10 protein-coding genes are annotated in these 11,649 nt (G+C 70.8%); 6 read left to right on the plus strand and 4 right to left on the minus strand.

The genetic code is table 11. From position 1 onward, the window contains the following. The 4 genes from GTW40_RS03830 to GTW40_RS03845 form a co-directional block, all read left to right on the plus strand. On the plus strand, positions 1–1,497 hold a 1,497-nt coding region (locus GTW40_RS03830), incomplete at its 5' end, for a 1-deoxy-D-xylulose-5-phosphate synthase N-terminal domain-containing protein (protein ID WP_161178725.1). Continuing rightward, positions 1,498–2,883 (plus strand): aspartate aminotransferase family protein, encoded by a 1,386-nt coding sequence (locus tag GTW40_RS03835; protein WP_161178726.1) that lies wholly within the window; start codon positions 1,498–1,500, stop codon positions 2,881–2,883. Positions 2,884–3,000: 117 nt separating this feature from the next. After that, positions 3,001–3,624 carry an XRE family transcriptional regulator gene (locus GTW40_RS03840; protein ID WP_161178727.1) on the plus strand — a complete coding sequence of 208 codons (624 nt, stop codon included), beginning with the start codon at positions 3,001–3,003 and terminating at the stop codon, positions 3,622–3,624. Continuing rightward, positions 3,621–3,743 carry a DUF6126 family protein gene (locus GTW40_RS03845; protein ID WP_018546801.1) on the plus strand — a complete coding sequence of 41 codons (123 nt, stop codon included), beginning with the start codon at positions 3,621–3,623 and terminating at the stop codon, positions 3,741–3,743. Before GTW40_RS03840 ends, GTW40_RS03845 begins: the two co-directional genes overlap by 4 nt. A gap of 73 nt (positions 3,744–3,816) precedes the next feature. Here GTW40_RS03845 and GTW40_RS03850 read toward each other — a convergent pair whose 3' ends face one another. Then, positions 3,817–4,614 carry a tyrosine-protein phosphatase gene (locus tag GTW40_RS03850; RefSeq protein ID WP_161178728.1) on the minus strand — a complete coding sequence of 266 codons (798 nt, stop codon included), beginning with the start codon at positions 4,612–4,614 and terminating at the stop codon, positions 3,817–3,819. Positions 4,615–4,963: 349 nt separating this feature from the next. Here GTW40_RS03850 and GTW40_RS03855 point away from each other — a divergent pair, with 349 nt between their 5' ends. Then, positions 4,964–5,749 carry an SGNH/GDSL hydrolase family protein gene (locus GTW40_RS03855; RefSeq protein WP_161178729.1) on the plus strand — a complete coding sequence of 262 codons (786 nt, stop codon included), beginning with the start codon at positions 4,964–4,966 and terminating at the stop codon, positions 5,747–5,749. 133 nt (positions 5,750–5,882) lie between these two features. Here the strand turns inward: GTW40_RS03855 and GTW40_RS03860 are convergent, their stop codons facing one another. Next, positions 5,883–7,067 carry a glutamate dehydrogenase gene (locus GTW40_RS03860; RefSeq protein WP_161178730.1) on the minus strand — a complete coding sequence of 395 codons (1,185 nt, stop codon included), beginning with the start codon at positions 7,065–7,067 and terminating at the stop codon, positions 5,883–5,885. A gap of 210 nt (positions 7,068–7,277) precedes the next feature. On the opposite strand from GTW40_RS03860, the gene GTW40_RS03865 reads away from it, so the two are divergent. Beyond that, positions 7,278–8,474, plus strand: a complete 1,197-nt coding sequence (locus GTW40_RS03865) for an MBL fold metallo-hydrolase (protein ID WP_161178731.1) — start codon at positions 7,278–7,280, stop codon at positions 8,472–8,474. A gap of 33 nt (positions 8,475–8,507) precedes the next feature. Here GTW40_RS03865 and GTW40_RS03870 read toward each other — a convergent pair whose 3' ends face one another. Continuing rightward, on the minus strand, positions 8,508–10,736 hold the full coding sequence (locus GTW40_RS03870) for a hypothetical protein (protein ID WP_161178732.1): 2,229 nt from the start codon (positions 10,734–10,736) through the stop codon (positions 8,508–8,510). 145 nt (positions 10,737–10,881) lie between these two features. Then, positions 10,882–11,649 (minus strand): chitinase (locus GTW40_RS03875; protein WP_161178733.1); only part of this gene is annotated, 768 nt, incomplete at its 5' end.

Here is an 11,649-nt window from a genome sequence, read left to right on the forward strand (position 1 = left end):
GACGGCGCGCTGACCGGCGGCATGGCCTGGGAGGCGCTGAACAACATCGCCGCCGCCAAGGACCGTCCGCTCATCATCGTCGTCAACGACAACGAACGCTCCTACGCCCCCACCATCGGCGGCCTCGCCAACCATCTCGCCACCCTGCGCACCACCGACGGCTACGAACAGGCCCTCGCCTGGGGCAAGCAGGTCATCCGGGGCACCCCGATCGTCGGCAAGTACGTCTACGAGGCCCTGCACGGCGCCAAGAAGGGCTTCAAGGACGCCTTCGCGCCCCAGGGCATGTTCGAGGACCTGGGCCTGAAGTACGTCGGCCCCATCGACGGCCACGACATCGGCGCCGTCGAGTCAGCGCTGCGCCGTGCGAAACGCTTCCACGGTCCCGTCCTCGTCCACTGCATCACCGAGAAGGGCCGGGGTTACGCGCCCGCCCTCGCGGACGAGGCCGACCACTTCCACACCGTCGGCGTGATGGACCCGCTCACCTGCGCGCCGCTCACCCCCTCCAACGGGCCTTCCTGGACCTCGGTGTTCGAGGACGAGATCGTCCGGATCGGCGAGGAGCGCGAGGACGTCGTCGCCATAACGGCGGCCATGCTGCACCCCGTCGGCCTCGGCCGCTTTGCCGAGCGCTTCCCCGACCGGGTGTGGGACGTGGGCATCGCGGAACAGCACGCGGCCGTCTCCGCCGCCGGACTCGCCACCGGCGGACTGCACCCCGTCGTCGCCGTCTACGCCACCTTCCTCAACCGCGCCTTCGACCAGCTCCTCATGGACGTCGCCCTGCACCGCTGCGGGGTCACCTTCGTCCTGGACCGGGCCGGGGTCACGGGCGTCGACGGCGCCTCGCACAACGGCATGTGGGACATGTCCGTCCTCCAGGTCGTCCCCGGACTGCGCATCGCCGCCCCGCGCGACTCCGCCCAACTCCGGTCGCAGCTACGGGAAGCCGTCGCCGTGGACGACGCGCCCACGCTGGTCCGCTTTCCCAAGGAGTCCGTCGGGCCCGAGATCCCGGCGGTCGGGCAGGTGGGCGGCATGGACGTCCTCCACCGCGACGAACAGCCCCAAGTGCTGCTGGTCGCCGTCGGGGTGATGGCGTCCGTGGGCCTCCAGGTGGCGAACCTGCTCACGGCACGCGGCATCGGCTGCACGGTGGTCGACCCCCGCTGGGTCAAGCCCGTCGACCCGGCACTGCCCCAACTCGCCGCAGAACACCGGCTGGTGGCCGTCGTCGAGGACAACAGCCGTGCTGCGGGCGTAGGTTCGGCCGTGGCGCTCGCGCTCGGGGACGCCGACGTGGACGTGCCCGTACGGCGGTTCGGGATCCCGGAGCAGTTCCTCGCGCACGCCAAGCGGTCCGAGGTGCTGGCGGACATCGGGCTGACGCCGGTCGAGATCGCGGGGCGGATCAGCGGGAGCCTTGCCGCGTACGACGTACACCGGCGTTCGGGTCAGGAGAAACGTCCGGGTCAGGAGAAACAGGAGAGCTGAATGAGCACGGAGTTCGATCTCGGCGCCCTCCTCGCCGAGCGCGGCGCCGAACGGTACGACCTGCACGCGCGGTATCTCAATCCCCAACTCCCGCGCATGCTGCACACGATCGGCTTCGACAAGGTCTACGAGCGGGCCGAGGGCGCCCACTTCTACGACGCCGACGGCAACGACTACCTCGACATGCTCGCCGGGTTCGGCGTGATGGGCCTCGGCCGCCACCACCCGGTCGTCCGCAAGGCCCTGCACGACGTGCTCGACCTCGACCTCGCCGACCTCACCCGCTTCGACTGCCAGCCGCTGCCGGGACTCCTCGCGGAACGGCTCCTCGCCCACAGCCCGCACCTGGACCGGGTGTTCTTCGGCAACAGCGGCACCGAAGCGGTCGAGACCGCCCTCAAGTTCGCCCGCTACGCCACCGGGCGCCCCCGCATCCTCTACTGCGACCACGCCTTCCACGGCCTCACCACCGGCTCCCTCTCCGTCAACGGCGAGCGCGGCTTCCGCGACGGCTTCGCACCCCTGCTGCCCGACACCGCCGTACCCCTCGGTGATCTCGACGCTCTGGAGCGGGAGTTGAAGAAGAGCGACGTGGCCGCCCTCGTCGTGGAGCCGATCCAGGGCAAGGGAGTGCACGAGGCACCCCCGGGTTATTTGCGGGCAGCGCAGGAACTCCTGCACAAGCACAAGGCGTTGCTCATCGCGGACGAGGTGCAGACCGGACTCGGCCGCACCGGCGACTTCTACGCCTACCAGCACGAGGACGGCGTGGAACCGGACCTGGTCTGCGTGGCCAAGGCACTCTCCGGCGGCTATGTGCCCGTGAGCGCCACCCTCGGCAAGGACTGGATCTTCAAGAAGGTCTACTCCTCCATGGACCGCGTCCTGGTGCACTCCGCGAGCTTCGGCTCCAACGCCCAGGCCATGGCCGCCGGACTCGCCGTGCTCTCCGTCATGGAGGACGAGCAGATCGTCGCCCGCGCCCGCACGGTCGGCGAGCTGCTGAAGTCCCGGCTCGCCGCGCTGACCGACACGTACGAGCTGCTGGCCGACGTGCGCGGGCGCGGGCTCATGATCGGCATCGAGTTCGGGCGGCCCGACTCGCTCAAGCTGCGCGGGCGCTGGACCATGCTCCAGGCCGCCCGCAAGGGGCTCTTCGCGCAGATGGTCGTCGTACCGCTGCTGCAACGGCACCGCATCCTCACCCAGGTATCCGGCGATCACCTGGAGGTGATCAAGCTGATTCCGCCGCTGGTGATCGACGAGGCGGACGTGGAACGGTTCGTGGAGGCGTTCACGGCGGTCATGGACGACGCGCACAGCGGGGGCGGGCTGATGTGGGACTTCGGACGGACGCTGATCAAGCAGGCGGTGGCGGGGCGGTGACGCTGCGCTGAGCCTCGGGGCGGTGACACTGCGCCGAGGCTCGCCGGTTGGGTCGCGGCTTTTTGCCTCTGAGGCAAGAAAATTGCCGCACAGGCAAAAATGCGGCTCAATGGAGGCATGAACGCCTCAGACGCCGTGCCACCGGCGGGCCAGGGGGACGACCTGCCCGCCGTGGCGCCGCAACTGCGGGCCCTGCGCCGTCGCGCCGGGCTCACCCTGGAGGCCGCGGCCGGGTCCGCCGGGCTCTCCCCGGCCCACCTCTCCCGCCTTGAGACCGGCCAGCGCCAGCCCTCGCTGCCGATGCTGCTCGCGCTCGCCCGCATCTACGGTACGACCGTCTCCGAGCTGCTCGGCGAGACCACCGCCGACCGTGACGCGATCGTACGCGCCGCCGACATGGAGCCCACCGGCGCGGCCGGCTGGACCTACTTCCAGGCCGGTGCCTCCGGGCGCGGGATGCAGGCGCTGCGCGTGCAGATCCCGTACCGCACCCGGCCCGACATCGTGCGCGTCCACCCCGGCGAGGAGTGGCTGTACGTCCTCAGGGGCCGCCTCAGGCTCGGCCTCGGCGACGGCAGCCATCTGCTCGCGCCCGGGGACAGCGCCCACTTCGACTCGCTCACCCCGCACCGGCTCACCGCCGAGGACCCGGGCGGGGTCGAGCTGCTGTTCGTCCACACCCTGCTCCAGAGCCCCACGGCCGCGCTGTGCCTGGGGCACCCGACCGGAGGGCCGTCATGAGTGACTACGAGGAGAAGCTTCCGCGCTCGCTGTGGGTGCGGCTGGTGGTGTACGTCGCCCTCGGGCACGTACTGGCCGCGTTCCTGTTCCTGCTGTTCTCGCTGGGGGCGAAGGGATGAGGTGAGCGGGGCCGCTCGCGCGGGGCGTGTCCGACGAGTGGGGCGTGCCCTTGGCGGGGTCCCGGGCGCGTCCTCAGTCGACCAGGCGCGCCCGCAGCCGCTCCCGTGTCCCGTCGGCCAGCTTCAGGCCCCGCTCCAGATAGGCGTCCACGTCGCCCCAGGTCTCCTCGATGCTGTCGAAGGCCGCCGCGAGGTACTCGGCGCGGGCGTCGAAGAGAGGGCTCAGCAACTCCATGACCTCGGGCGTGTACGCGGTGTCGGGGCTGCCGCTGCGGCGGACCTTGTAGCGACGGTGCTTGGCGTTGGACATCAGATAGTCGTCGGTGATCGCGTCGCGCTCCACGCCCACCGCGAGCAGCGTCACCGCGACCGAGATCCCGGCGCGGTCCTTGCCCGCCGCGCAGTGCATCAGCGCGGGCACACTGTCCTCGGCCAGCGCGTGCAGCACCCGCGAGTGCTCGGCCGTGCGCTCCTTGACGATCTTCCGGTACGAGGCGACCATGCGGTCCGCGCCCTTGCCGCCCGCGAGAATGCCGCGCAGCTGGTCCAGATTCCCGTCCCGCACCAGCTTCCAGAACTCGGCGCCGTCGGCCGGGTCGCTCAGCGGAAGGTTCACATTCCGCACACCGGGCAGTTCCACGTCCGGGCCTTCGAGGCGCCGGTCGGCCGCGTTGCGGAAGTCGAACACCGTGTGCAGACCCAGCGACGCGAGAAATGCGGCGTCCTCGTCGGTCGCGTGCGCGAGATGACCGCTGCGGAACAGCACCCCGTGTCGTACCCGCCGTCCGTCCACGGTCGGCAGTCCGCCCACATCGCGGAAATTGCGCACGGCGGCCAGTTCTGGCTCGGTCGACGGGACCTGCTGCGTCACGGGTGCTCCTCCAGGTCGGCCCCACCGCGCGGCTCGGCGGCGGGCGCTGAGTCGACGATACGACATCGCCTCCGCCGCGCCCGGGTCCGCGCCCGCCCCGGCACCGGAGCTGCGAAGACGCCCCTTTCGGTGCCCCATTCCGACGGGCTTTCAGCAGGGCTTTCGGAGGGGCTTTCCGACCGCTTTTCCACCCAGCTTTTGATCGGCCGCGCCTATTCCGTGATTGGCAAACTCTTTAAGAGTGGCTTATCTCACCGTTCGTCAACCCCTGCCTACGGTCGCGTAAGTCACATCCGAAGGTGAATCATGGTGCGATGTGGCAGACGATTCGAAGAGTGACAACACATCAATGATCGGGTCGTACGTGGCGGTGGGGGACAGCTTCACCGAGGGCGTCGGCGACCCCGGCCCCGACGGGGCGTTCGTGGGCTGGGCCGACCGGCTCGCGGTACTCCTCGCCGACCGGCGGCCCGAAGGCGACTTCACGTACACCAACCTCGCGGTGCGCGGAAAGCTGCTCGACCAGATCGCGGCGGACCAGGCGCCCAAGGCCGCCCGGCTCGCCCCGGACCTCGTGTCCATCTGCGCCGGCGGCAACGACATCATCCGCCCCGGCACCGACCCGGACGAGGTGGCCGAGCGGTTCGAGCAGGCGGTGGCGCTGCTCGCGGCGTCGGCGGGCACCGTGCTCGTGGCGACCGGCTTCGACACGCGCGGCGTGCCGCTGCTCAAGCATCTGCGCGGCAAGATCGCGACCTACAACGGGCATGTCCGTGCCATCGCCGACCGGTACGACTGCCCCGTGCTCGACCTGTGGTCCCTCAAGTCCGTGCAGGACCGCAGGGCATGGGACGACGACCGGCTCCACCTCTCGCCCGAGGGACACACCCGGGTCGCCCTGCGCGCGGGCCAGGCCCTCGGCGTGCGGATCCCGGCCGACCCGGAGCAGGCGTGGCCGTCGCTCCCGCCCCGGGGTACGCTGGAGATCCGCCGCGACGACGTCCACTGGGCCCGCCAGCACCTCGTGCCGTGGATCGGCCGCAGGCTGCGGGGGGAGTCCTCCGGGGACCATGTGACGGCGAAGGGCAGGCTGTCACCGGCGGACATCAAGATGCGGATCGCTTCGGTGGCGTGAAGCTGCGAAGGTGTGAGGGCAGGTTCGCGTCCACATGTGGTCGGCACACATAGGTGCCGACCACATGTGCGCCGTACCCACCCGCCCCGACGGGGGGCCGGGCCCCGCTCGGCGATGCCGGCCGTACCACTCCTCAGCGATACCAGCCGTACCGCTCCGCGATCACCGGCAGTCGGTCGGCCACCAGGGCATGGGCGGCGGCCCGCGGGGTCGTACCGTCCGCCGCCGCGCGGTCCAGCATCAGCCCGGTCAGCGCGCGCATCGACCGGCGCAGATGCGCGAACGCCTCCTCGGCGTCGGGGCCTATGTCGCCGAACAGGGTCCACCACCACCAGGCGTTCGTCCCGGAGTTGACCACCACATCGGGCAGCACACACACCCCGCGCGCGGTCAGCGCGGCCTCCGCCTCCGGCAGCACGGGCATGTTGGCCGCCTCCACGATCCAGCGTGCGCTGATGTGTTCCTGGTGGGTGGTGTCGATGGCGTACGACACGGCGGCGGGCACCAGCACCTCGGCGTCGGCCGACAGCCAGGCATCGCCCGGGAGTTCGCGGTCGCCCGGCCGCAACACGGCCCGGTCGACGGTCCCGTGGGCGTCCCGCGCCGCCAGCAGCGCCTCCACGTCGAGCCCCGAGGGGTTGGCGATCGTCCCCTTGACGTCCGCCACGGCCACGACGGTCAGGCCCGCCCGCGCGAGGAACCGAGCGGTGGCCCCGCCCATCGTGCCCAGCCCCTGCAGGGCAACTCGCGTACCGCGACGGGGTGTTCCGGCACGGTCCAGCACGGTCAGACATGCCTCGGCGACCCCGCAGCCGCCCGCCAGCTCGTCCAGCCCGATCCCGTCCACCTCGACCTGGAAGGCGGCCGCGAGGCGGGCGCGGGCGGCGGGCTCGTCGTCCAGCAACGGGTACACGGCCTGCACCGAGGAGACGAGCCCCGCCTCCGCCGCCGCCCGGTCCACCAGGTCCTGGGTGAGCCCGAGGTCCTCGCCGGTGGTCCAGCAGCTCTCGATGTACGGCCGCACGGCACGCAGGTACCGCACGAGCAGCCCGTACGCCTCCGGGTCGCGCGGGTCGCAGTCGATGCCGCCCTTCGCCCCGCCGAGGGGGACGTACCGGCTCGTCGGGTCGTAGTGCAGGGCCTCCTTCATCGTCATGCCCCGCGCGAGCCCGGTGACCTCCTCCAGCGTGCACCCGGCCCGCATCCGCAGGCCCCCGCTGGCGACACCCCGTACGAGCCGGTCGACGACGAGGAAGCCGCGGCGGCCGGTGACGTGGTCGGTCCAGGTGAGGGAGATCAAGGGGGCGGGGGTGGTCAAGGGGGTGCTCCTTGGGATCGGGGGCCGGTGCAGGGAGGGATCGGGTTCGGGGGCCGGTGTCCGGACGGAAATCCGCGCCGGGACGGGAATAGCGACGCCGCACCGGACGTTTCCCTGTCCCGGCTGAGTCACTCAGCCCCCGGCAAACCCGTGCGCCGGGGGTGCCGCCCATAATGGGGCACCACCGATCCGCCGCCACCTGGAGGTACCGTGACCGGCCTGCGTTCCCAGAGCCAAGGGCTCCGTGCTCTACAGCCCGCGGCCTTCGGCGCGGAACCGAGCGGTGAGCGCCTCGCGCGCATTCGCCGGTCGCCCCATTTCAAGGACGGCGTCTTCCAGAACCCGGGCGGTACGGCGAGCACGCGGCCCTCGGGCTCCGCGCTGGACCTGGCGAAGGCGTTCTTCGACAAGGACACCCGCCCCGCGCGCGCCCCTCGGGGGACGATCCCGGTGCACCCCACCACCCTGGCCGACCTGGCGGCGCCGCCTGCCACGGGGCTGCGGGTGACGTGGATGGGCCACTCCAGTGTGCTGGTGGAGATCGACGGGCAGCGGGTGCTGTTCGACCCGGTGTGGGGTGAGCGCTGCTCGCCGTTCCCCTTCGCGGGCCCGCGCCGACTCCACCCGGTGCCGCTGCCGCTGGCCGCGCTCGGTCCGGTCGACGTCGTGGTGATCTCCCACGACCACTACGACCACCTAGACATGCCCACGATCAAGGCGCTGGCCGACACGGACACGCTGTTCGCGGTCCCGCTGGGTGTGGGCGCCCACCTCGAACACTGGGGCGTCTCCCCGGACCGCCTGCGCGAACTGGACTGGCACGAGTCGGCCAAGGTCGGCGGCCTCACCCTGACCGCCACCCCGGCCCGCCATTTCTGCGGCCGCGGCCTGCGCAACACCCAGCACACCCTCTGGGCCTCCTGGGTGGTCGCCGGTGACGAACACCGCGTCTACCACAGCGGCGACACCGGCTACTTCGAAGGCTTCCAGGACATCGGCACCGCCTACGGCCCCTTCGACCTCACCATGATCCAGATCGGCGCCTACAGCCCGTACTGGCCCGACATCCACATGACCCCGGAAGAGGGCCTCCGCGCCCACCTCGACCTCCAGGGCGGCACCCCCCACGGCGTCGTGCTCCCCATCCACTGGGGCACCTTCAACCTGGCGATGCACGCCTGGGCCGAGCCGGGGGAGTGGACTCGCGACGCCGCGATGGAAGTCACGCAGCCGATCGCGTCCCCCCGCCCCGGCGAACCCTTCGAACCGGCGGGCCACCTCCCCACCGACCCCTGGTGGCGCACCGTCTCCCAGCCGATCGCCCGTCCGTGGCGTGAGGCCCAGGGGGTGGCGACAGCGGACGTCGAGGAGCGGGACAACGATCTGAACTTCGCCGGTGAGGCGTGATCGTCGGCGCCCCCACCGCTCGTGAGGCAGGCCTCAGTCTCTCCTCGGCCAGAAGAAGCCTCCGACGATCACGGCCAGTACGAGGATCGTGGCGACGCTCGCGAGGGCCCATGCCGCGGCCTTGACGGACTCGAAGAATCCCGCCTGCAGAACCTGGACCACACCGGACATCCCGGCGGCCGCGATCACGGCGAGGATCACTTCGAGCTTGGCCCGCTGCCTCGTCTCCCGCCGCTCCTCCTCGTGCGCCTCCCGCTCTTCTCGCCGTCGGGCCAACTTCTCGATACTGGAGCCGAGTTGGTCCTGCGCCACGTCCTCGATGAGCGCCTGTAGCTCCGTCACTCGCTCGCGGAAGTTCGAACCGTCCAGCACGAGCCGGATGATGTCGGCGACCACCGGGGACGACACCAGGGAGGGCGACCTGATCAGCGTGATGGTGGATCTGACCGACGTGGAGAAGTCGTTCAGGCGCGTTCTCTCCAGGTCCAGTTCGCGTGCGAGGGCGCGCAACGCGGCGGCGCTGCCGCTCTGTTCGCGCTCGACCGCGTCGACCCGGACCCTGAACTCCTCGACGCGCCGGTAGTGATCGACAAGCTCGAGCGACCATCCGGCGAAGAGGCCGTCGAGGGAGGCGGTGAACTCCGCGACGGTCACCTTGGTGGTCTGCGTGAAGGCCGCCATTCCGGGCGCGGCGATCGCCGTGGTGTTGGAGGTGCGGAGGAGTTTCTCCCCGGTCGAGCCGGTGATGTCGGCGATCAGGTCGCTCTCGCGGACGTACCGCCCCCACTCGGCCAGGGAACCGACCATCGGCGTGACGGGGCTCGTCAGCACCTGCGCCCCCATCGCCGCCAGCAACTCCCGTGCCGTGCGCGTCTCGTGGCGTGGGGCGGACCTGGCCGGCCCTTGTGTGGTGGAAGCCGCGTTGACGGCCACGATGACATGGAACATCCCCGGACTGGGCTCCGGCCGCGGGAGTTCCGGAGTTTCGGCGCTCTCGGCCAGCCGTGCGCAGACGTCCTCGGTCAGGTCGGTCGCGAGAGCGGCGAGCCGTTCCCAGGCCCGGCCCTCGTACCCGCTGAACGACACGCGTACATGGCCGAACTCCGGTGCCGCCCGCAGCATCATCGAATGCAGCTCCGCCGGTGTGACGTCGGCGATGTCGGCGGTGAACCGTACGTAGTGGTTGCCGAGTCTGGAGAAGCGGATCTCGGCATGCAGGTTCCCGAGCGGCTGCCCGTCGGAACCTCGCACCGCCACGTCGGGAAGCTCGACGAGCGCCCCGCCGTAACGGCGGTTGAACGCGTCCGAGCCGTTCCAGACGTCGTCCAGGTTCAGCGAGTTGTTGACGGACAGGACCGCCGCGCCGCCCAGCCGCCAGCCGGAGCCGTGCGCACCGACCCGTTCGACCACCTCGCGGGGCGCGGTACGGCGTACGGCGAACGGATAGACGTAGGTGATCCGGCCCCGGTCGATCCGCAGCCACGGATCGTTCCTCCTCTCCTCCAGGGAGAGCAGGGCGAGACGGTGGGCACGCAGCTCGCTCTGGTACCCGGACGAGGCGATCGCGTCGGACGACTCGGCCAGTTCGATCTCCGCCGCGACCTCGTCGAGCGGCTCACCCGCATCGAGGAAGCGGCGCAGTCCTCGCACCGCGCGGGCCACGGCCAGGCCGCAGACCTCGATCTCCTCGGCCCGCATGATGATGTACCGGCTCACGTCCGGATGCTCGTCAGCCGCCCGCCGCGCCAGTTCCGCGGCTCGACGAGCACTTGCCGCAGCCGTGCTCATGGCCTCTTCGTGGGGGGCCAACTGGCCTGTGATCATTGCGTTCTCGGCGTCGATCTGCGCGGCAACGCTGTCCATCAGCGCCACCACCGCCCGTGCGGCCGTCCGGTCGGTGGCGTCCAGGGTGGCGCCGTGATCACGCATGCACCGGGCGGCGCCGGCCAGCGTGTCGTGCAGGGGCCGGAAGTGGTACGAGATGTTCCACTCGGCTTCCACGGCGATGAGAACCAGCAGCAGCAACAGCGGCACGCCGCCCGGCACCGCCGAAGCCTTCGACCACTGCGCGAGGATCTCCGCCGACGCGATCTCGGCGCGGTCGGCCGCTCCGTCGCCCGGGGGAGGCTGTTCGGTGTCGACGGCGGATGCCCGCTGGGGCAGATCGACGAGCCGGTCGGTCTCCACCTGATGTGCGGCCAGCCACGCGCGCAAGGGCCTCAACTCGCCCTGGGCCAGGGCATCCACGATGACACGATGCACTCCCCAATGCTAGGTGGGGGCATGCCGCGTGTACCGCTTTCGCGGTCTGGAGTACCCGGTGCACGACGTCACGACGTCACGGCGCCGTGACGCACCACGGCCGCGACCCCTGGGGGCCGCGGCCGCGGTGTGCGAGCGAGGTGGGTCAGCAGGACAGGTTGCCGCCCGGCGTCACGCCGAGGATCGACGTGAAGCGCTGGTAGGCGTCCACGCGGCTCTGGACCTGGGCCGGGTTGCGGCCGTCGCACTCCAGGGAGCCGTTGATGCTGCGGATGGTCTGGCCGAACCCGGCCTGGTTCACCATCGCGTTGTGCGGAGTCATGGACCCCGGACCCGACTGGGTGTTCCAGTACCAGAGGCCGGTCTTCCAGGCGACCGCCGCGTCGGTCTGCACCAGGTTCGGGTTGTGCAGCAGGTCGATGCCGAGCGCGTCGCCGGCCGCCTTGTAGTTGAAGTTCCAGCTGAGCTGGATCGGGCCACGGCCGTAGTACGCCGCCTGGCCGGCCGGGCAGCCGTAGGACTGGCTCCAGTCGCAGTACGTCGGGTAGTTGGCCGTGTTCTGCTCGACCACGTAGACCAGACCGCCGGTCTCGTGGTTGACGTTGGCGAGGAAGGCCGCGGCCTCCTGCTTCTTCACGGTGTCGCTGCCGGTGGTGGCGAAGCCCGGGAAGGCGTTCAGGGCCGCGACGAGGCCCTGGTAGGTGTAGAACGAGTTCCGGCTCGGGAACATCTGGTTGAACTGGGCCTCGCTGACGACGAAGTTGCCGACGGGCGTGGTCGGACCGCCGCCGTCACAGTTGTACGGCTCCCAGAACCAGGTGCTGATGACCGGGTCGTAACCGGGGTTGTCGTGCTCGGCGATGTACGTCTTGCCGTCCGTGTAGCGGACGATGTCGCCGGTGACGTACGACTT

Origin of the sequence: Streptomyces sp. SID4985, assembly GCF_009863025.1 — a bacterium.
GTDB lineage: Bacteria > Actinomycetota > Actinomycetes > Streptomycetales > Streptomycetaceae > Streptomyces.